Origin of the sequence: Sphingomonas xinjiangensis (genome assembly GCF_014199255.1) — a bacterium.
Taxonomy (GTDB): domain Bacteria; phylum Pseudomonadota; class Alphaproteobacteria; order Sphingomonadales; family Sphingomonadaceae; genus Sphingomonas; species Sphingomonas xinjiangensis.
The window spans coordinates 73,141-93,541 of sequence record NZ_JACIJF010000007.1; the positions used below are offsets into that span (position 1 = coordinate 73,141).

Below are 20,401 nucleotides of genomic sequence, written 5' to 3' on the forward strand. Positions count from 1 at the left end.
AAAGAGAGCTGGCAGGACGGACCCGCCAGCTCTTTTGTCCGAACATCGCGTCGGATCAGAAATCCAGCGTGATGCCTGCGTACAGGTACCGGCCGAGGGCATCGTAAACGACCGGGAAGGTGTTGCCGTTGCAGAAGCCGGCCGGGCACGCGGAGCTGCTGATAAGCGGCGGGTCACGGTCGAGCAGGTTCTGAACGCCTAGACGGAAGGTGTAGTGGTCACCCACATTCGCCGTCATGTTCAGGTCGAAATAGCTTTGGGAGCCGATTCGGCGGTTGAACTCCGAAACGGTGCCCGCAAGCGAACTCTGCCCGCTGGCCGCGTCAAGGCCAACCGGGCCAAAATAACGCCACTGACCCGAGATGCCGATGCCATCCGGCAACGTGAAGGTCATGCGCGCCTTGTGCCGCCACTCAGGAGCCGGGGTGCCGCAGATGTTGCCGAACAGTCCGGCGCAATCATAAGGCTCCGAAACGCCATTGTCGGTCTCGAACTTGTTAAGCCAGGTGCCGTTAAAGTTCAGCGCGATCTGGCCAAGCCCACCGATCGCCTGCGAGAAGCTCGCGCCGATGTCGATACCCGAGGTTTGCAGGCTGCCGATATTCTGGTCGGTGTCGGTCACGAAGCCGGCGGGCGAACGCCATAGCGAACCTGAAGCGTCGCGATTGATCAGGGCGCAATAGGGCGATGCCGCGTTCGCGGTGCAATCCGCCAGGATCGTATCCTGGCCGATGCCCTGGACGACGTTCTCGACCTGGATGTTGAAGTAGTCGACCGTGATCGCAAGGTTGCGGAAGAACGGCAGGAAAGTCGGCTGCAGCACCACACCAGCGGTGTAGGTGTTGGCAGTCTCCGGCGTCAGGTTCGGATTGCCGCCGATCAAGCCGTTATACTGCGCCGAAGGATTGCTTGCAACTCGCTGACCGACGCTAAGCCCTTGTGCCAGACAGCCGGCATCGGCCGCTGTCAGCACACGATCGGCGCACGGATCAGTCGATCCGTTGAGAGCGATACGCTGAGGCGCGAAGAACTCCTGAATGTTCGGCGAGCGAACGGCCCGGTTGTACGCTCCTCGAATGCGGAGTGCTCGAACCGGCGCGAAATCGGCACCGACCTTATAGGTATCCGTCGAGAAGGTCCGGGCACCCACTTCATAACTGGAATAGCGGTAACCACCTTCCACCGAGAAGTCGTAGACCCAGCTCTGCTGTGCAATCGGCAGACGGGCTTCACCAAAGGCTTCATAAACGGAGAACGAACCGTTGACCGGCAGCGACGCGGCACCCTGACCGGCCAGGTCGCCGGTCTGGAACGCCACGTCCGTGTCCAGGTTCAGCGATTCTTTCCGATACTCGGCACCAACTGCAACGCCAAGGCCATCATTCGCCCAAGGAGACTGGATACCGTATTTTCCGAGCTGGCCGGTGAAAGAGGCCGAAGCGACCTGCTCCTCAACCTGACCACGTTGGAAGCCCGGCGTCGCAAGGTAGTTGACGGAAGCTTGCGATACGGTTCCCGTGCCGAAAATGTCGTAGGGGATGCAGTTCGGGTCGCTTCCATCGACGACCGACCGGCAGGTTGCGACGCCGTTCACCGACACGACGTCAAGCGCACGGCCAAGGCGTGAGATCGAGAAGTCGTTCAGATAGGTTTCGGAATAGTTGGTCCGGGCAAACTGATAGTACGCGTCATAGGTGAAAGCGCTGCCAAGATCACCCTTCGCGCCGGCCACTAGGCGGAAGCTGGTATGCTGCAGATCGTCCTGGCGTGGAGCGCCTTCAACGTTACGGCGAAGGATCTGAGCCGAACCTCGATTGTACGTCAGCCCGGTCGCTGGATCGATAAAGTTGAACGGCGAGAACGCAGCCGCGCCCACCGCCGGGTTGTTAAAAAAGTTCTGATAATTGTAAGTGAGCGAGGAGACCGTACCGGTTGCCGAATAGGGAGGCGCAGTCAGGAAGAAGCTGCCCGGAACGTCGGGGTTTTCTGTAACCGTAGGGGCAACAAGGTTCCCGGTGGCGCAGATGATCCCGCGCTGCTGTGCGGAAAGCAGCGGATTGTCACAATTGATCGAAAACGTGTTGCCGAAGTTGCCGGCGGTGTAGCGCTCGTCCGGGCGCTGGTAGTAGTTGGTTGGCCCGAAGTTGTAAGCAGTGGAACCAGGGATTAGCGTCCGGTTCGGACCGATCTGGAAGGTGTTAGAGGCGCCATTCGCATAAGGGGTAGAAGCACCCGTCTCGTCCACATCACTCAGTGCGCCGCCGCTATAGGCGAAGAAGGTGCCGTTGGCGGACGTAGCCGAGCCACCGCACGAGAGCGCGCCGGCAGCCGTCGAATTGAGCGAGCAGGCGCTATAATCGCGACGTGCCTGAGTCACTGCGTTGATGCGGCGATAGCCAGCATAAGCAACGACATGGCCGCGATTGTCGTCGAACGCCGCGCCAATCGTCGCCGTCGCATCGATCGTGCCCCCGTCCACCACTACACCATCCGGATAGCCGAAGCCGCGTGCATTCAGCGCATCGCGAACGCCGCTGCGAGCATCGTTCTTGTGCTGGTAAAGGCTGTACTGGCTGTCGATGCGGAAACCGGTGAATTCGGTGTCCATGATGAAGTTGACAACGCCGCCGACGGCGTCCGCGCCATAGGTCGACGAAGCGCCGCCGGTCAGCACATCGACGCGCTTCAGCAGGTTCGCCGGGATGAAGTTGATGTCGGCAGCCGAGTCGCTGGGATCGCCGGGAACGAGACGGCGGCCGTTGATCAGCACAAGCGTGCGCTGGCTGCCCAGGTTGCGCAGGTTGACAGTCGAGGTGCCGGTCGCGGCATTCGAGACCTGGCCACCCTGGTCGGCAAAAACCTGCGGCAGGGTGTTGAGCAGATCCTCGACGCGAGTCGTTCCCGAAAGCTTGAACTCTTCGTTGTTGATCACGGTGACCGGGCTGACCGAGGTTAGGTTCGGCTGCGGAATGCGCGAACCGGTGACGACGATTTCACCTTCGGGTGCCGAGGCTTCGGTTCCGCCGGCCTGTGCACTAACGTCGAGACCCTCTGCCGGGGTCACCGGCGCTTCGGTCGTGGTCGGCTGCGAGTTGGTCGACTGGTCGGCGGCGTCCTGTGCGAATGCCGGCGACGCAAGCAACGCGGCGCTGAGGACAAGCGGCGCTGCCCCCATCTTCAAGGTGGTCCGGAAACTTTTGATCATTGCTGTACTTTCCCCTTTGGCAGCCGGCGTTTCATTTACGCGCGCCGTGCGGCCATTTTGATCAAGGAAGAACAGTTGCATGCGCGTTTCAGGTTTGTAAACGTAGGCAGCACAAAAAAACGCGGAACGCCCACGCCATGTAGCTTTGTTGCAACACGGCGCGGCCTTCGCTCGATCCGTGCGCGTTGGAGAAAACCATGTTCGTGCGACCCTTCTTCCTTGCAGCTGCGCTGTGCGCCTGCGTCACTTTTCTCGGAACAGCGGCCTTCGGTCAGGACGCGGCGTCCCAGCGGGCGGCTGCGTTCGACCGCGTGGTGCGGTGCCGGTCGATCGCCGATCCGCAGCAACGTTTGGCGTGTTTCGAGCGCGAAGTTGATGCGCTGCAGCAAGCGGAGTCTCGGAAGGAAGTGGTGATCGTTGACCAAAAGCAAATACGCGCGGCCAAGCGCTCGCTGTTCGGTATCCAACTCCCTAAGATCGCGATCTTTGACGGCGATAATAAGGACGGCGCAGACGACGCGATCGAGCTTGAGACAACGATCACGTCATTCGGGCGCAGCGGCGAAGGTGGGGTGTCCTTCACAACCGCCGAGGGCGCGCGCTGGACGCAGAGCGACAGCCGCACGATCATCGGCAGCGTCAAGCCGGGCAGCAAGGTGACGCTGCGCCGTGCCGCATTCGGCAGCTATTTCGCCAAGCTTGACGGTCGGCCCAGCTTCCGCGCCAAGCGCCTGAATTAGGGCATCGGCCCGGTGACGAGCAGCGGGTCGATGCGGGTATTGCGCCACCTCATTCCCCAGTGAAGGTGCGGGCCGGTGGCGCGACCGCTGACCCCGATGGCACCGATCAATTGCCCTTGCCGAACATGATCGCCCGGCTTCACGTCTATGCGCGATAGGTGAAGGAAGGCGCTGTTGAGACCCATGCCGTGGTCGATCATCAACAAGTTACCTTCTAGCGTGAAGGGGTGATCAGCAGCCAGGATCACCACGCCATCGGCGGGCGCCACGATTGGCGTTCCGATGGCGCGGGCGATGTCGATCCCGGAATGGAAGGCACCGGGCTCGCCGGCATAGATGCGCTGCGAGCCGAACAGCGTCGAGATGCGGCCGGTGGTCGGCCACAGGAATGGCTGGCGCCACCCCTGCGCATCGGTGTGCTGCGCGCGCGCGGCCTTGATCCGGGCGAGTTCGCCGGGGCGGACGCGCTCGAACTCGGGCCGGGGCACCGGATATTTAGGCAGACGGTTTAACCGCGAGATGTTCCAGCCGCGCGGCGCGATGATCAGCTGCTCGCGGACTTCGCGCCCGTCGCGCAGACGGGCGGCAAGCGTCGCAACCGGAGCGGCGTCGCGGTCGAATGCGATGGCGAAGCGGCCATCGGTGGCGATCGGAATGGGCTGGCCGTCGAGCGTGATCTGGACAGCGCCGGCGGGTGCGGTGCCGAGCACGAGCGCGCCCTGGGTGAGCGACGAAGGCAGGCCGAAGCGGCTAACCGCCTGCGCAACCGCAGGCGTGAACATGGGCGTCGTGGCAGGCGCGAGGAGCAGGACGGCGAGCGCGGCGCGACGTCCCCTCATCCCGCTGCTAGCACCTGTGCGGCCCGCTGCGCGTCGAGATAGGCTTGCTGATGCTCCACGCTCCAATAGCGCAGCTCGTCGAGCGGAATGCGCTCGCCGCTGACCGCGCAAGGAACATGATCGCCCGGGCTCAGCACGCGGAAACTGTTTGCGAGATAATGAAGGCGCGCCGGGCGCGCGTTGGACATCAGCATGGAAGGCTCCGTTCGGTCTACAGCAGGTTCGGCTGTTCGGGCTTGGCCGCAGCGTAGGATTTGCCGCCGGCGCGCTCAACCCGCGCGTCGATCGGGCCGTCCTGGAAGTGGAGCGTCACGGCCTGGGCGGCGCGGGCGCCTTCGGCCGTGCCGATCACCTTGCCGCTGCCGCGTGCTTCCACCCAAGCATAGCCCTTCTTAAGCGGCAGCTCGGGATGCACTAGTTCCAAGTGGCGGGCGATGCCGGACAGCCGCTCGGTCGCGGCGCGCAGCCGCTGGTCGAGCATCGCCGGGCGCAGCGCGCCGGCCGAACGCTCGAGCTGCGAGCGGGCGACGGTGACGCGCCGCTCCAGCGCACGGCCGAGCCGGGCGCCGAGATCGTCCATCCGCTGGCGCTGGGGACCGAGCAGCGCGTCGCGGCGCGGCAGCACGCGGATCAGCGCGGCAAGCCGTTCGGAGGCGCGTTCGTGATAGCGCCGCACGCAGCGATCGGTACGGTGGGCAAGCGTGGAGACGGTATGGCGCACGTCGGCGAGCACCGGCACCGCCATTTCGGCGGCGGCGGTTGGCGTCGGCGCGCGCAGGTCGGCGGCATAATCGCACAGACTCGTGTCGGTCTCATGCCCCACCGCCGAAATCACCGGGATGGTGCAGTCGGCGACGGCGCGGACCACCACTTCCTCGTTGAAGGCCCACAGATCCTCGATCGAGCCGCCGCCGCGCGCGACGATCAGCAGGTCGGGGCGGCGCACCGGACCGTCGACGGGCATCGCGTCGAAGCCGCGGACGGCGCGGGCGACTTCGGCGGCGGCGCCCTCGCCCTGCACTTTCACCGGCCAGACCAGGACATGGCTGGGAAAGCGGTCGGCCAGGCGGTGAAGGATGTCGCGGATCACCGCGCCGGTGGGCGAAGTCACCACGCCGATGGTGCGCGGCATGTAGGGCAATGGCTTCTTGGTCTGCGCGTCGAACAGCCCCTCGCCCGCCAGCCTGGCCTTGAGCTTCTCGAACAGCGCCATCAGCGCGCCTTCGCCCGCCAGCTCGAGCCGTTCGATCACCACCTGGTATTTCGAGCGGCCGGGGTAAGTGGTGAGCTTGCCGGTGGCGACGACCTCAAGCCCATCTTGCGCCGCAAAGGAAATGGCGGCGGCGGCGCCGCGCCACATCACGCCGTCGATGATCGCATCGGCATCCTTGAGGCAGAGATAGGCATGCCCCGAAGCGGCGCGCTTCCACCCCGAAATCTCGCCGCGCAGCCGGACATGGCCGAACTCACCCTCCACCACGCGCTTCAGCCGCTGCGAGAGTTCGGACACGCTCATGGCGGGTGCGTTGTCCCCGGCGACCGGCTCGGCTACGAGCCGCCCGAATGACGTATCAACAAAGGGGTCGGGCATGAACGTCCTGCTATTGGGATCGGGGGGCCGCGAACATGCGCTCGCCTGGAAGCTGGCGCAGTCGCCACTCCTGGAGAAGCTATACGCCGCGCCGGGCAATCCGGGAATAGCGCAGCACGCAGCGCTGGTCGACATCGCGGTGGGCGATCAACGCGCGGTGATCGACTTCTGCCTGCGCAATTCGATCGGCTTCGTAGTGATCGGGCCCGAAGCGCCGCTAGTCGACGGATTGGCCGACAATCTGCGCACCATGGGGATCGGCGTGTTCGGGCCGAGCCGGGCGGCGGCCCAGCTGGAGGGGTCCAAGGGCTTCACCAAGGATTTGTGCAAGCGCGAGAAGATCCCGACGGCCGGCTATGTGCGGGTGCAATCGCGCGACGGCGCGCTGGCGAGCCTGGAGGATTTTCCGCTGCCGGTAGTGATCAAGGCCGATGGCCTGGCGGCTGGCAAGGGCGTGACGGTCGCGTTCAGTCGCGAGGAGGCCGAAGAGGCAGTGCGCGGCATCTTTACGGTACCGGGCGGTAGCGCGGTCATCGAGGAGTTCCTGGAGGGCGAGGAAGCCAGCCTGTTCGTGCTCACCGACGGCACGCACCTGATGCCCTTCGGTTCGGCACAGGACCATAAGCGCGTCGGCGATGGCGATACCGGCCCGAACACCGGCGGCATGGGCGCGTACAGCCCCGCGCCGGTGCTGACCGCAGCGCTGGAGCGCCAGGCGATTGACGAGATCGTGCGGCCGACGGTGGAGGCGCTGGCGCGGATGGGTTCCCCCTATGTCGGGGTGCTGTATGCGGGGCTGATGCTGACAAAACAGGGTTCCAAGCTGATCGAATATAATGCGCGCTTCGGCGATCCCGAATGCCAGGTGCTGATGATGCGGCTGGAGGACGACTTGCTCGACGTGATGGTCGCCGCAGCGAAGGGCGAACTGGCTGGCCGCCCTGCCCCGCGCTTTGCCGATGCAACCGCGCTCACCGTGGTGATGGCGGCCAAGGGCTATCCCGGCACGCCAGAGACCGGCGGCGCCATTGGCGGCATCGCACAGGCCGAGGCGACCGGCGCGCGCGTGTTCCAGGCGGGCACCCGCCTGGACGACGGGCAGTTGGTGGCGAGCGGCGGGCGCGTTCTCAACGTGACCGCGACCGGCGCAAGTGTGGCGGAAGCGCAGGCGGCGGCATACCGTGCGGTGGACGCGCTGGACTTCCCCACCGGCTTCTGCCGCCGCGACATCGGCTGGCGCGAAGTGGCGCGTGAGCACAAGTGAGGCTGGAGCGTCCGGCAAGGCTACGCGCTTGCCGGACAGGCCTGAACGTCCCTAGAAATAGGCCATCCAAGGAGTTCTCGACATGATCCAGCGCCACCGCTGAAGCGGCACGGTAATCCCCGAGGCGCACATCCGTGCGCCTGGACGCTGGCTTCGAGAACATCATACAAAGACTGAAGAACAAGACGTGCGTCGTTACCGGCGCGGCGCGTGGCATCGGCCACGCTATTGCAGCGCGCTTGGCGGGATCGTCATCCTGACCGACGTTGATCAGACGGCTAGCGCTGGGCAGCTGACGAGATCGGATGCCGCTTCGAACCACTCGACGTCGCCGACGAAGCCGCTTGGCAGCGCCTGGCTGAACGCATTCCTGCCGTCGATGTGGTGGTCAACAATGCCGGCGTGACTGGCTTCGAAGGCGGCATGGTGGCGCATGATCCCGAACATGCGAGCCTGGACGACTGGCGGACGGTGCACCGCGTCAACCTGGACGGCACGTTTCTCGGCTGCCGCTATACAATCCGAGCGATGAAGGCGCGCGGAACGGGCTCGATCATCAACATATCCTCGCGTTCGGAGCTGGTCGGCATTCCGCGCTGTGCCGCCTATGCGTCGTCCAAGGCGGCGATCCGCAACCACAGCAAAACGGTCGCGCTTTAATGCGCGCAGCAGGGGTGGAAAATTCGCTGCAACTCGATTCACCCGGCGGCGATCCTCACGCCGATGTGGGAGCCGATGCTGGGCACCGGCCCGGAACGCGAGGGGCAGATGCAGGCGCTGGTGGCCGACACGCCGCTGCGGCGCTTCGGACTGCCCGATGAGGTGGCCGCGCTGGCGGCCACGCTTGCGTCCGACGAGGCGGCCTACGTCACGGGAACCGAGATCAACATCGGTGGCGGCCTGCTCGACGGCTCCGCCGCGGCTCCGGGTTGACTGCTGCGCCGCTCCGTCCGCCACCTGCCCACACCCGCGCGCCTCTGATGCATGGCGGGGTCAGCGGCTGGCGAGCTGTACCTCGTCGCGGTTGTATACGTCGTCGCGCAAGACCAGCCGCCCGCCTTCAACGCCGGTGGTCAGATAGGTGATGTACACCGGCACCGGATCGCTTAGGTCGACGCGGCGTTCGGGCTTGCCGGTGCCCATCGGCACGGGCTTGCCGAACAACCAGCGAGCGAGACGCGGCGCATCTTCCAACCGCACGCAGCCGGCGCTGAACATGCGGGCTTCTTCCTTCAACAGCGTCTTTTGCGGTGTGTCGTGAAGATAGATGCCCAGCTTGTTGGGGAACATGAACTTGACGCGGCCCATCGCATTTGCCGGCCCCGGCAGCTGGCGGACGCGCAACTGCACGACGTTGCTGGCAGCCGCGTTCCAGTCGACCTGGTCGGCGGGAACGACCTTGGCATAGTCCGACCAGTCGGAAAGCACCTGGTAGCCCTTGGCCTTCAGGTACGGCACGCCTTCCTGAAGAACATTGGGCGCAATCCGCTCTGCCACCAGATCGGGCGGGACGTTCCAATAAGGGTTCACGCTGGCATAGCGAATCAGCGCGGCCATCATCGGAGTCTGCTGATCGGGACGGCCGACCACCACTTTCATCGTACCGGCGACGCGACCGTCTTCGTACATCCACAAGCGTGCAGCGGCGGCGTCGACGAGCACGTAGCGTTTGCCGAGATTGGCGGGTAGCGCCCGGGCGCGATCGAGGTTTAGGCGGACCAGGCGCAGGTCCGCTTCGGGCGAGTCACCATTATACTCGGCGGCGGCGGCGTTGCGCAGCCGTGCATAGACCGGATTCATCCAGCCGATGCTCTCAAGATGCTGGCGCAGCGAGGGCGCAGTGGCGGCCTGGGCGAGCAGCGCGTCGGCTTCCACGCGGCGCGGGGCAAGCTCGGCATCGTTGTAGAGCATGCCGATGTCGCGCGGGCGCAGCATGTCGCGGGCGAGCGCGACAAAGGCGCGGGACAACAGCATCTCGGCCTTGGCCAAATCGCGCGGCGAGCCGTCCATGGCGCGGTCGAGCGACTTGGCGATCGTGCGCGGGCGATAGGTGTCGGGATCGAGGCCGTCCAGCTCGGCGGTCTCGATCAGGGTCAGCAGCGTGGCCGCCTCCGGCCCGACCATGTCGTCGCGGATCCAGAGCGGCTCAAAGGCGCGGGCGCGGTAAAAGGCGCGGATCTCGCGCGACGACGCGTCGGCTCCCTCCAACGCATCGATCAGCGCGGGCGATGTCTGCGCGGCGGCAGGCGCCATCGGCAACGCCACGGCGAGCACGAGGGCGAGCAATGGTGCGCGCACCCGGGGAAACCGGGCGCGCGCGAAGTTGGGGTTGGTCATGCCGGGATCTTTAACGGCCCCGCTCGCCCGAACCAGCGGGAGCAGGCATGGGAGCCGGTGCGGGCGCATAGTCGGGAAGCATCTGCGCCTGGTCGAGATGGCTCTGGATGATCGGCACGGTACGCGACGCCGCCATGCGGAACGGCTCCATGTCACCCTGTGCAGCATAGTTCTGATGCAGCATCAGTGCCTGCTGGTGGGCGGCGATCTGCTCACGCTTATAGGCCGCGTCAAAGTCCATCGGGCCCGCTGACTGAAGGCGCGCCATGGCATCCATCTGCGGCGGGAGCATCTGCGGCGGCGGCGGGTTCATGCCGGTCTGACGCGCGACCGCCATCAGGTCGGCAGAAGTGCGGGTGTGATGATCGATCATCATCTGCGCGAACTGACGTACCTGCGGGTTGCGCGAGCGCTGAAGCGCGAGACGGCTCGACTCGATCTCGAACAGGTCGCTGCTGGCTGCCATGGCCATATAGCCCGGCGCGCTGAGCGGCGACATCGGATCGGCGGCGGCTACCGGCACGTCGGCTTCGGTGGCCGACGTGCAGCCGGCCAGCAACATTGCGGCACCGGCCGCTACCATAAGGGCTTTCATGTGATCTATTCTCCCTGCGTTCCCACCCGCGGCCTGAATACGCGCTCGACAGGACAGTGGTTCCGCTCAAGACAGCCCTGGACTAAGGGCCGTCGCAAGGAATTTGCCGCGTTCGGCGGCTCCTTTGCGGCGCTATGCAGTTGTGACGCTACGGAATTGGACAGAGTTGGAGTGTGTGCGTGAACGACCAGATGGCCTCGCCGACGCCGGCGGCGATCCTGAATGCCGGGCAGGACTGGCTCACGCTGCCGTTCGTGCTGATCGGCCTCGGAGTGATCGCGGCGCTGCTGATCCTGTGGTGGGGCGCCCGGCTGGCTACCCGGCGCAAGCAGGGACGCGCGGAACTGGAAGCGCATGGTGACGTCCATTACGCCGACACGCGCAAACCAACGCCCGCCGCGCCGCCGGCAGCCCCCTCCCCGCCGCCGCTCGGCGACGCCGAACTGCCGGCGAGTCCGCCCGCCGCAGACCCCGTACGCGAGCCGGCACCGCTCGCCGACGAGCCAATCCCCGCGGCGGCACCGATGGACGCGGCGCCGGCCAGCGTGGCTGCATCGGCCCCAGCGCCGTCGCCCATCGACGAAGCGGACGATTTCACCCGCATGAAGGGGGTCGGTCCCAAGCTGGTCGAGCGGCTTCGCGCGCTAGGCATCACGCGCTTTTCGCAGCTGGCGGCAATGTCCCCGGAAGAAGCGGCGGCGCTGGACGCGCAGCTTGGCGATTTTCAGGGACGGTTGCAGCGCGACCGCTGGATCGAGCAGGCCCGCTTCCTGGCGGCCGGCGACACCGCCGGATATGAGGCGCAGTTCGGCCGGCTATAACGCCGGCCGGGACCGTCTCAGTCCTCCTCGCGCACCAGCAGCTTGTCGATCTTGCGCCCGTCCATGTCGACGATCTCGAAGATCCATCCCTGCTCGGTGAAGGTCTCGCCTTCATTTGGCAGGTGCTTGAGAACCGCGAGCGCTAGGCCGGCCACCGTGGCGTAATCGCGGTCTTCGGGGAGTTCGAGGCCGATGCGCTCGGCGAGGGCGTCGGCCGGCATCTGGCCCGAGACCAGAAACGAACCGTCTTCGCGAACGATCAGGTTGGGGTTTTCGCCAGGCTCGGCATCCGAGGCGAACTCGCCCGCGATCGCGGCCAGGAGGTTTGCGGGCGTTACCAGTCCTTCGAAATGGCCATATTCGTCATGGACGAGGCCCATGGGCACCTCCGCTTTACGAAGTGCGCCGAGCGCATCCATGGCGTCGACCTGATCGGGCAGCACCGGAGCCGCGCGCATCAAGCGGCGCAGATCGAGTTCCTCGCCACGAAACAGCGCGGCGGCGATGTCGCGCGCCTGAACCACGCCGATCACAGAGTCGATCGATCCTTCCGCCACCGGAAGGCGGGTATGCGGCGTCTGCAACAGCGCCTCGCGGATGCCCGCGGCATCGAGATCGACGTCGAGCCAGTCAACATCGGTACGCGGCGTCATCACTTCGCGTACCGGCCGGTCGGCCAGGCGCACCACGCCAGAGATGATCGAGCGTTCATGCTCCTCGATCACGCCCGACTTGGACGCCTCGGCGACGAGCAGGTGAAGCTCCTCAGCGGTTACGCGGTTCTCCGATTCACGCTTGAGGCCGATCATGCGGAAAACAAGCGCGCTGGATCGGTCGAGCAGCCATACAATCGGCGCAGTGACGCGGCTGAGCCACAGCATCGGCAGCGCCATGGTTGCAGCGATCGGCTCGGGCGAGCGGAGCGCGAACTGCTTGGGCACCAGTTCGCCGACGATCAGCGAGCCATAGGTGGTTAGGGCAATCACCAGCGCGATGCCCGCGGTCTGCGCCGTCTCCGCCTCGAGCCCGAACAGCCCCTGAAGCCGCTGCGCGACCGGCGTGCCTAGGCTCGACCCGGAATAGGCGCCTGCGACGATGCCGATCAGCGTGATGCCGATCTGCACGGTGGATAGGAACTTGCCCGGGTCGGCGGCGAGCCGCAGCGCCGTGGCAGCGCCGCGGCTGGTGCGTGCCAACCCCTCCAATCGCGCGGGCCGAGCGGAAACAATCGCCAGCTCCGACATCGAAAAGAGGCCATTCACGGCGATCAGCACGAGGATGATCGCAACGTCGATCCAGGGGAAGGGAGCGTACATGATGTGCCGCACGCCATACAGGCACAAGCCGGGGGTTCACAACCGCTTGTCGCGCTCTTGTTGATTGCGGCACTGGAACAAGCGTCCCGAGCAGCGGGTTGGTTGGGGCAAACCCGAACAGAAGAAGGAAGATTGATAGTGCGCAGGGCGTGGTTGATGGCAGGGTTGGCGGCAGCGACGCTTACCTCAGCGTGCGTAACCGATCCGGTCACCGGCGAGCGGCGGGTGTCGAGTGCGGCGATCGGCGGCGGCGTGGGCGCGGTCGGCGGCTATTTGCTGGGCGATCTGGTCGGCGGGCGCCGCGACCGTACCGAGAAGATCCTGGGCGCCGGCATTGGCGCGCTCGCCGGTGCCGGGATCGGCGCGTATATGGACCGACAGGAGCAGGAACTGCGCCGCCGTACAGCTGGCACCGACGTGCAGGTGATTCGTCAGGGCGATGATCTGGTGCTGAGCATGCCGTCGGGCATCACCTTCGCCACCAATCAGGCGAGCGTCCAGCCGCAGTTCCGCCCGACGCTGGATCAAGTGGCCGACGTGCTGCGCGAGTATCGCCAGACCTATGTCGATGTGTACGGGCATACCGATTCGACGGGCAGCGACGCCTATAACCTCAGCCTGTCGGAGCAGCGTGCGACGGCAGTGGCCGATTACCTGGTTGGGCGTGGCGTAGAGACGGCCCGCCTCGCCACTCGCGGCTTTGGCGAAACTCAGCCGATCGCAAGCAACGAGACCGAGGACGGCAAAGCCGCGAATCGGCGCGTCGAGATCAAGCTGGTGCCGGTGACCCAGGGTAATCTGGGCTGATCCGATCCAGGTGCCTTTGGCGGCCGGACAAGCATGCCCAGCCGTTAACGACGCGCCTGGAAGAAGCCCTTCAACAGTTCGCCGGCCTCGCCTTCGCCGATGCCTGAATAAAGTTCGGGACGATGATGGCAGGTCGGCTGGGTGAAAAAGCGCGGCCCGTGCTCCACAGCGCCGCCCTTGGGATCGCCAGCGCCCCAATATAGCCGCGCGATCCGGGCCAGGGCGATCGCCCCGGCGCACATCGCACACGGCTCCAGCGTCACCCACAGATCGCAATCCTCGAGCCGATCGCGCCCGAGGACGCGCGCAGCCTCCCGAATGGCAAGCATCTCCGCGTGCGCGGTCGGATCGTGGAGCCTTCGCGGCGCATTTGCCGCTACTGCGATCACCTGGCCGCCTCGTACCAGCGCGGCGCCCACCGGCACCTCGCCGCCCGCAGCGGCATTGGCGGCGGCGGCGAGCGCCAAGCGCATTGGTTCAGGCAAGGGAAACATGGCCGCGGCCTATCGCGATTGCCGCCGCGCGTCACGCTTCAGGCAATGCCGGGGCGAGGCGCCTCCCCACGAAACACGCTCCACAGTGCAAACACAACGCCGGGAAGGTAGCCAAGCACCGTGAGCGCGCAGGCTACCGCGAAATCGCGTCCCGCACCTCGCGCCAGATACACGCCAAGCGGCGGCAACAGCACCGCTGCCGCGGTTCGCGCGGGAGTGGCGCCGCTCACTGCGCGGGAACCGGCGTCGGTGCGGTAGTGGCGGGCGGCGCCTGCTGCACTTCAATCGTCGGCAGCGACACGGTCGTGTTGCGCATCTCAACCGTGGGCACTTCGACAGTGCGGTTGCTGCTGCCGACCGCAACCTTGCCGGTTTCCGCGGAGATGGTGGGAAGACGGCCGCCATAGGCGTCAAGGCTGATCATGCCGGTGGCCAGCAAGCCCACCACGACCAGGGCCGCCAGCCCCAGCAGCACAAGGATCAAGCGCATGATTCGGGTTCCCTTTGAAATCGGTCGCGTAACTAACGCACGGCTCCTGCCCTGGTTGCCTGCGCATCCTGGTACCTGTATTTCACCGCCCGATCACGTGCTCCGGCGGCATGCCCGCGTGGAGAATCGGTTGACGCCCCACTGCTTTGGCGGTACTGGCGCGGCCTTTCCGGCTTAGGCCGCAACTCAGGATCTGAAGCGATGTCGCGCATTTGCGAGCTGACCGGCAAGGGCCGGCAGGTGGGACACAACGTCTCCCACGCCAACAACAAGACCAAGCGTACCTTCCTGCCCAACCTGCAGAACGTCACGCTGATCTCCGATTCGCTGGGCCGCAGCATCCGCCTGCGCGTGTCGACGCACGGCCTGCGCTCGGTCGAGCATAACGGTGGCCTGGACAACTGGCTGCTCAAGACTCGCGACGAGGACCTCTCGCTGCGCGCACGCCGCCTGAAGCGCGAAGTGCGCAAGGCGTCGACCCAGACCGCCGAAGCGGCCTGAGCGGCGGGGCGCCGGCCGGCGCCCTTCCTTCCTTGCCCGATGCCGAGATGGCGTCGGATCTTGCGCCCTCGCCACTGCGGGGGCGTAGGCGTTTGTGATGCCTCGGCGTTCAAAGCAGCGGCCGAGGCTTTCGTCGTTTGGCTGCGTTCAGCTACAGGCTCAGCTTGAACTTCAGGAGCAGCGACTGCTCCCACACTTCGCCGTTATCGTCCGATGCAATCCAGACGATCGTATCAGCGCCCTCCTGACCGACAGCTAGTGCCTCGTAATTGTCGTGCAGAAGCGGCGGCGCTAGCGTCGCGAGTTCGCGTCCCCGCAGCACCTGGCCAGCGCCTAGGCCGCGCGGATCGATCAGCGTCAGCTTGGCGGTAAACAGATCGGGGATGGAGAAGCGCCGGTTGAGCACAAGCACGCGCCCATCGGACAGCTCGGCCATGTCGACCGGATCATAGCCCGCGGGCGGAACGTACAGGAAGGGCATCGGCTGCCGATCCTTGTCGGTGGGGTCGCCTGAGAAGTGCAGGCCGCGCCGCGCAGGAAAATGTTCGTCGTCCTTGGGCCGCGCATCCTCGCTGATGATGAGGAAAGTGCCGTCGCGCCGCCGCAGCATCGCCTCGGCCCCGCCGCCCGTAGGCCAGTCGCGCATCGCTTTGGGCTCGGCATGCGATTGGGTGCGGCTGAATCCGCCGTCGAACCGCCAGATCGCGTTCGCCCATTCGAAACCGACCCAGATGCGGCCACTCGCCGGATCGACAGTCATCGACTCCGCGTCGCGGTCATGCTTCTCCCAGCCGGTGCCCGGACCACCAGGCAGATCGGCAAAGCGAATTTCGCGTGGGCGCCAGTCCGCCCCCATGCGAAAGCGCACGACGTTGCCGTAGTCGCTCAGCAGAGTGAATCGGTCACCGTCGAGCAGCATGGCCGAAAAGCTGCCGAACGCGGGGTCCTGGCTCGTCAGCCGTACCCCGCCGAGCCAGGTAAGCGCCCCCACCCGTATGTGGCCAGAATGGCGGGCATCGAGTTGCACGGGCTGCACGGCGATGTTCGGGCGATCGCCCAGGATCTGACGAATGCTCGGCGTGGAACTCGTCTGGGTGAGCAGAAAGGCAACGGCCAGGAGCGGAAGAACGCCACGCATCGGCGCGGTCATAGCCCTTTGCTGGTGCGGAGCCAGCGCTTTGAAGATGAACGGGCGATAACAAAGCTGTTCAGCAATGGGTCAAGGCAACTAACCCATACCATCATGCATTGTTCGATCGGACAGTTTCCCTCGCGTAGCGTATCGAGGGATCAGGGGTCGGCTCCGATCGGAGCCGGCCCCTTTTCCGTTGCGGACCGCTGTAAGCCGCAGGTCCTCGTGCGAACCTCAGTACATGTGCTGGCCGCCGTTGATCGACAATGTCGATCCAGTCACGAAACCTGCCTCTTCCGAACACAGGAACGCCACGCCACGCGCGATTTCGCTCGCCTGCCCAAGGCGGCCGACCGGAATCCTGGCGACAATCTTGTCCAGCACATCGGCAGGCACCGCGGCGACCATGTCGGTGTCGATATAGCCTGGCGCGATAGCGTTCACGGTTACGCCGAACCGCGCACCTTCTTGCGCCAGCGCCTTGGTGAAGCCGTGAATGCCCGATTTGGCGGCGGCATAGTTCACCTGGCCATATTGGCCTGCCTGACCGTTGATCGATCCAATATTAACGATGCGGCCCCATTTCCGGTCGCGCATGCCCGGGAAGGCCGCGTGCGCCATGTTGAAGCAGCCGCCAAGATTGATGCGGATCACATCCTCCCACATCTCGCGGTCCATCTTGAGGATGGTGCCGTCGCGCGTGACCCCGGCATTGTTGACGACGATGTCGATCGGTCCGAGTTCCGCGGCGACGCGCGCCACGCCCTGCGCACACGCATCGAAATCGCCCACGTCCCATTGATAGGCCTGGATGCCGGTCCGCTCGGTGAAGGCCTGCGCCTTTTCGACATTGCCGGCATAATTGGCGGCAACCGTGACGCCGAGGTCCTTCAGCGCCAGGCTGATCGCTTCGCCGATGCCGCGCGTGCCGCCGGTGACGATCGCTACCCGTGCCATATCTTCCTCTCCCTCAATCATGTGACGCTAGGGCACCCTAGACCCAGCCGGCAAGTTCGCGGCGCAAGATTATCTTCAGCATGTCGATACCGCGCTCGCTGGCGTTCAAGCAGGGAAGCGAGGCGAAGTCCGTGCCGCCCGCCTCTAGGAAGGTTTCGCGCCCGCGGATCGACAGTTCCTCAAGCGTTTCCACACAGTCGGCCGAAAAGCCCGGGGCGACCAGAGCGACACGCTTGATGCCTTTGGCAGGCAATCCGGCGAGCACCACGTCAGTCGCGGGCTCAAGCCATTTCGCGCGGCCGAAGCGCGATTGGAACGTAACCAGCAGTTCGCGCCCAAGCGCTTCTGCAAGGAGCCGCCCTGTTTTGCGGCAATGGCAGTGATAGGGATCGCCAAGGCGCAGGGTGCGCTCCGGCATGCCGTGAAAGCTGGCGAGGATCGCGTCTGGAACGAAATCGAGCCGTGACAGCGATTCGTTCAACGACCCGGCAAGCGCATCGATATAGGCGGGATCGTCATGATAGGGCGGCAAGGTCCGTAGCGCCGGCTGCCAGCGCATCTTGGCTAGGCCGGCATACGCCATGTCGTTCGCGGTAGCCGTCGTCGCCGCGCAATATTGCGGATAGAGCGGCGCCACCAGAATTCGTTCGCAGCCGCTCGCCTTCAGCGCAGCCAATCGTTCCTGAATGGCGGGATTGCCGTAGCGCATCGCATAGTCGACGATCACGCCCTCGCCGAACGCGCCTTGCAGCTTGGCCGCCTGCTCGCGGGTGATCGCAGCAAGCGGGGAGCCTTGCTCGCTCCAGACCTGCGCATAGGCATGGGCGGACTTCTTGGGACGCGTGGTGAGGATGATGCCGCGCAGGATCGGTTGCCACAGGATCTGCGGGATTTCCACGACGCGTCGGTCGGAGAGGAACTCGGCAAGATAGCGGCGCACCGCGCGGGGCTCCGCGGCGTCAGGAGTACCCAGGTTGACGAGGAGCACGCCGATGCGCGGGCTCGGCACGGGCGGGTGATCGGCGGGGTGGTTCATTCTACGTCCGAAAGCAAAGGAAGGCGGCGGAAGCGCACGCCGGTAGCCGCTTGCAAGGCGTTGGCGATTGCGGGTGCCACCGGAGGAACGCCAAGTTCGCTGACCCCACCGGCATTCTCGACGCTGGGCACGATCTCGACGGTGATCTCCGGCGCGTCAGCGAGCGTGGGCAGGCGGAGTTCCGAAAAATCGCCGATATCAGCGACATTCTCGCTGAAGCCCGTCGAACAGCCCGTCGCTGCGGCCACGCCGAAGATCAGTCCACCTTCGATCTGCTGCGTGACCAGATCGGGATTGACCACGCGGCCGCAGTCGACAGCCGCGACCAGCCGGTCGACCTTCACGCGGCGGTCGCTGGCAAGGTGCGCCTCGGCCATCACCGCGATGTGCGAGCCGCGGAAGCTGTGGCACGCAATTCCCTGGCCGCTGCCGGGCTGCCCGCCTTGCCATCCGCCGAGCTGCGCGGCCATTTGCAGGCAGCGCGCAAGTCGGGGCTGCTGCCCGAGCATGCCCATGCGGAACGACACCGCTTCCTGCCCCGCGACGTGCGCGAGTTCATCAAGGAAGCTTTCGGTGAAGAAGCAGGTGTAGCTATGCGCGCCCGAGCGCCAATAGCCGGTCGGCACGCCGATCGCGGCGACGTGATGGTCCACTGCGATATTGGGAATGGCGTAGGGCGGCACGGCGCCGGCGGCCGCGGCAGGGTCGCCCGAATGAAGCTTGAGCGATGCGGCCGCGAGCAGCTGTCCCTCGAGCAATCGCTCCGAGAGTTCGCGGCTGGTCTCCGGCGCGGCGATCTTGGCGAGCCAGCCGGTGATGCGGTTTGCCGCGTCTAGCTTTGCGGCCATGCGGCCGGCGGCGGCGGGACGGTAGCGGTCGTGGCGGAAGTCTTCACCGCGCGGCCAGGTCAGCTGAACCGGGCGGCCCAGATCCTTGGCGAGCCGCGCGGCTTGGCGGGCGATCTCCACTTCCAGCTTGGCGCCGAACGACCCTCCGGCAAGCGTCGGGTGCACGGTGACGACGTTCTGGTCGACGTCGATTTCATGCGCGGCAGCGGCGCGGGCGAGGACGGGGGCCTGGGCCGGGAGCCAGAGCCTGAGCCGCCCGTCCTTCCACTGGGCGGTGCAGGTCATTGGCTCAAGCGTGGCGTGAAGGGCAAGGCCGACGCGGTATTCGGCAGTGATCAGCCGGGCCCCGCGGAAGGTGGCGGCAAGATCGCCGCCCTGGGCGATGCGGGTGCCCGCACCGTCGAGGGCGGAGGACAGCGCGTCTTCGATCGAATCGGTGTTCACCACCTGCGCGGGGGCGCGGAAGCGCGGGCGCATCGCGTCGAGCGCGCGGTCGGCCGCCCACCAATGATCCGCGGCCGCCGCCACCCAATTCTCCGCCGTGACCACCGCACGCATGCCGGGAATGCGGTCGGCGGCGGCGCGATCGAGCTTCACCAGCGCAGTGTCGCCGGCCGGGCCCATCCGAATCGAGGCGTGGAGCATGTCGGGCAGGCGGATATCGGCGGCGAAAAGCGCAGTGCCGTCCACCTTGGCCGGCACGTCGAGCCGGGGCACCGCACGGCCGGTCAGCCGGTCCTCACCCACCCGCAGCGGCAGCAGATCGGGCAGGCTTTCACCCACCGCATCGGCGGCAAGCGCGCCGAAACCGAGCTTTTGCGTGCCGTTTACCACGAAACTGCGGCTGGTGGTCAGCGTCTGCCAGTCGGCACCCCATCGACGCGCCGCAGCCTTTTGCAACAGCACGCGGGCGGCGGCACCGGCCTGGCGCAGCTGATCCTCAAAGGTGCGGATCGACGTCGAGGCGCCGGTCAGCACCAGCGCGTTGCGCGTCGCGTAGCTGCGGCGGAGCGACGCCGGCACGCGCGCGAACGCGGCTTCGAACAAGGTCTCGGCGGCAAGCGGGTTGGCATAGAGCGGATTGAGCGGCGCGGGCTCGACCCCGACCATCTTCCATTCGGCGCCCAGCTCGTCGGCAACGATCTGAGGGAGCGCGGTATAGACGCCCTGCCCTTCTTCCAGCTGCGGCACGGCGACGGTGACATGCCCGTCGGTACCGATCTTGATCCAGGCGCCGAACAGCGTCTCCCCCTGCGCCGCGGTCAGGTTCGGAAGATAGGTGCGTGGCCATGCCGCCCAGGCGACCAACAGCCCTGCCCCCAACCCGCCGCCGATCAGCAGCGTGCGGCGGTCGATCCTCCCCGAGGTGCCATGGTCTGGAGCCATGCAGCACGCTCTATCGCGCTCGCCATGCGCTGGCCAGCGCTT

General features: G+C 65.9%; 19 protein-coding genes and 1 pseudogene. 6 read left to right on the forward strand and 14 right to left on the reverse strand.

Annotated elements, in window-relative coordinates:
• Positions 1 to 55 precede the first annotated feature (55 nt).
• Complete coding sequence (locus tag FHT02_RS12640; protein WP_184088107.1) at positions 56 to 3,205, reverse strand: TonB-dependent receptor plug domain-containing protein; 3,150 nt, start codon at positions 3,203 to 3,205, stop codon at positions 56 to 58.
• Positions 3,206 to 3,402: 197 nt separating this feature from the next.
• On the opposite strand from FHT02_RS12640, the gene FHT02_RS12645 reads away from it, so the two are divergent.
• Positions 3,403 to 3,945 carry a hypothetical protein gene (locus FHT02_RS12645; RefSeq protein WP_184088109.1) on the forward strand — a complete coding sequence of 181 codons (543 nt, stop codon included), beginning with the start codon at positions 3,403 to 3,405 and terminating at the stop codon, positions 3,943 to 3,945.
• Here FHT02_RS12645 and FHT02_RS12650 read toward each other — a convergent pair.
• The 3 genes from FHT02_RS12650 to xseA are packed head-to-tail and all read right to left on the reverse strand — an operon-like array spanning position 3,942 to position 6,375.
• The gene (locus FHT02_RS12650; RefSeq protein ID WP_184088111.1) at positions 3,942 to 4,784 is read right to left on the reverse strand and encodes a M23 family metallopeptidase; all 843 of its coding nucleotides are present in this window, start codon (positions 4,782 to 4,784) and stop codon (positions 3,942 to 3,944) included. The genes FHT02_RS12645 and FHT02_RS12650 overlap by 4 nt on opposite strands.
• Positions 4,781 to 4,978 carry a DUF2093 domain-containing protein gene (locus tag FHT02_RS12655; protein ID WP_184088113.1) on the reverse strand — a complete coding sequence of 66 codons (198 nt, stop codon included), beginning with the start codon at positions 4,976 to 4,978 and terminating at the stop codon, positions 4,781 to 4,783. The genes FHT02_RS12650 and FHT02_RS12655 overlap by 4 nt, the downstream gene beginning before the upstream one ends.
• 17 nt (positions 4,979 to 4,995) lie before the next feature.
• On the reverse strand, positions 4,996 to 6,375 hold the full coding sequence (gene xseA / locus FHT02_RS12660) for an exodeoxyribonuclease VII large subunit (protein WP_184088115.1): 1,380 nt from the start codon (positions 6,373 to 6,375) through the stop codon (positions 4,996 to 4,998).
• On the opposite strand from xseA, the gene purD reads away from it, so the two are divergent.
• Positions 6,374 to 7,639: a phosphoribosylamine--glycine ligase gene (gene purD, locus FHT02_RS12665; RefSeq protein ID WP_184088117.1), complete on the forward strand. Its 1,266-nt coding sequence runs from the start codon at positions 6,374 to 6,376 to the stop codon at positions 7,637 to 7,639. The genes xseA and purD overlap by 2 nt on opposite strands.
• A gap of 164 nt (positions 7,640 to 7,803) precedes the next feature.
• Positions 7,804 to 8,572, forward strand: a pseudogene (locus FHT02_RS12670) (SDR family NAD(P)-dependent oxidoreductase).
• Positions 8,573 to 8,632: 60 nt separating this feature from the next.
• Here the strand turns inward: FHT02_RS12670 and FHT02_RS12675 are convergent.
• A complete protein-coding gene (locus FHT02_RS12675; protein ID WP_184088119.1) occupies positions 8,633 to 9,976 on the reverse strand; it encodes a L,D-transpeptidase scaffold domain-containing protein in 1,344 nt (447 codons plus the stop codon).
• Between the two features lie 10 nt (positions 9,977 to 9,986).
• Positions 9,987 to 10,571: a DUF4142 domain-containing protein gene (locus tag FHT02_RS12680; protein WP_184088121.1), complete on the reverse strand. Its 585-nt coding sequence runs from the start codon at positions 10,569 to 10,571 to the stop codon at positions 9,987 to 9,989.
• Between the two features lie 179 nt (positions 10,572 to 10,750).
• On the opposite strand from FHT02_RS12680, the gene FHT02_RS12685 reads away from it, so the two are divergent.
• Positions 10,751 to 11,392 (forward strand): hypothetical protein, encoded by a 642-nt coding sequence (locus FHT02_RS12685; RefSeq protein ID WP_343056937.1) that lies wholly within the window; start codon positions 10,751 to 10,753, stop codon positions 11,390 to 11,392.
• Between the two features lie 17 nt (positions 11,393 to 11,409).
• Here the strand turns inward: FHT02_RS12685 and FHT02_RS12690 are convergent, their stop codons facing one another.
• On the reverse strand, positions 11,410 to 12,708 hold the full coding sequence (locus FHT02_RS12690; RefSeq protein WP_184088123.1) for a hemolysin family protein: 1,299 nt from the start codon (positions 12,706 to 12,708) through the stop codon (positions 11,410 to 11,412).
• A gap of 156 nt (positions 12,709 to 12,864) precedes the next feature.
• On the opposite strand from FHT02_RS12690, the gene FHT02_RS12695 reads away from it, so the two are divergent.
• Positions 12,865 to 13,515 carry a YiaD family glycine zipper/OmpA-like lipoprotein gene (locus tag FHT02_RS12695; protein ID WP_184088125.1) on the forward strand — a complete coding sequence of 217 codons (651 nt, stop codon included), beginning with the start codon at positions 12,865 to 12,867 and terminating at the stop codon, positions 13,513 to 13,515.
• A gap of 44 nt (positions 13,516 to 13,559) precedes the next feature.
• On the opposite strand, the gene FHT02_RS12700 is transcribed toward FHT02_RS12695, so the two are convergent.
• The 3 genes from FHT02_RS12700 to FHT02_RS12710 are packed head-to-tail and all read right to left on the reverse strand — an operon-like array spanning position 13,560 to position 14,499.
• Positions 13,560 to 13,988, reverse strand: coding sequence for a nucleoside deaminase (locus tag FHT02_RS12700; RefSeq protein WP_184088127.1), 429 nt, complete (start codon positions 13,986 to 13,988; stop codon positions 13,560 to 13,562).
• 59 nt (positions 13,989 to 14,047) lie between these two features.
• Positions 14,048 to 14,239, reverse strand: a complete 192-nt coding sequence (locus FHT02_RS12705; RefSeq protein ID WP_343056938.1) for a YqaE/Pmp3 family membrane protein — start codon at positions 14,237 to 14,239, stop codon at positions 14,048 to 14,050.
• Entirely contained in the window at positions 14,236 to 14,499 is a 264-nt protein-coding gene (locus FHT02_RS12710; RefSeq protein ID WP_184088129.1) for a hypothetical protein, read from the reverse strand. Before FHT02_RS12710 ends, FHT02_RS12705 begins: the two co-directional genes overlap by 4 nt.
• Positions 14,500 to 14,700: 201 nt before the next feature.
• Between FHT02_RS12710 and rpmB the strand changes: the two genes are divergently transcribed.
• Positions 14,701 to 15,000: a 50S ribosomal protein L28 gene (rpmB, locus tag FHT02_RS12715; protein WP_184088131.1), complete on the forward strand. Its 300-nt coding sequence runs from the start codon at positions 14,701 to 14,703 to the stop codon at positions 14,998 to 15,000.
• Between the two features lie 151 nt (positions 15,001 to 15,151).
• On the opposite strand, the gene FHT02_RS12720 is transcribed toward rpmB, so the two are convergent.
• The 4 genes from FHT02_RS12720 to FHT02_RS12735 all read right to left on the reverse strand — a co-directional run bounded on the left by FHT02_RS12720 (position 15,152) and on the right by FHT02_RS12735 (position 20,359).
• Positions 15,152 to 16,138, reverse strand: a complete 987-nt coding sequence (locus FHT02_RS12720; RefSeq protein WP_246352384.1) for an esterase-like activity of phytase family protein — start codon at positions 16,136 to 16,138, stop codon at positions 15,152 to 15,154.
• 228 nt (positions 16,139 to 16,366) lie between these two features.
• Positions 16,367 to 17,089 carry an acetoacetyl-CoA reductase gene (phbB, locus tag FHT02_RS12725; RefSeq protein ID WP_184088135.1) on the reverse strand — a complete coding sequence of 241 codons (723 nt, stop codon included), beginning with the start codon at positions 17,087 to 17,089 and terminating at the stop codon, positions 16,367 to 16,369.
• A 37-nt stretch (positions 17,090 to 17,126) separates the two neighbouring features.
• Entirely contained in the window at positions 17,127 to 18,125 is a 999-nt protein-coding gene (hemH, locus tag FHT02_RS12730) for a ferrochelatase (RefSeq protein ID WP_184088137.1), read from the reverse strand.
• Positions 18,122 to 20,359 carry a xanthine dehydrogenase family protein molybdopterin-binding subunit gene (locus FHT02_RS12735; protein ID WP_184088139.1) on the reverse strand — a complete coding sequence of 746 codons (2,238 nt, stop codon included), beginning with the start codon at positions 20,357 to 20,359 and terminating at the stop codon, positions 18,122 to 18,124. The genes hemH and FHT02_RS12735 overlap by 4 nt, the downstream gene beginning before the upstream one ends.
• Positions 20,360 to 20,401 lie beyond the last annotated feature (42 nt).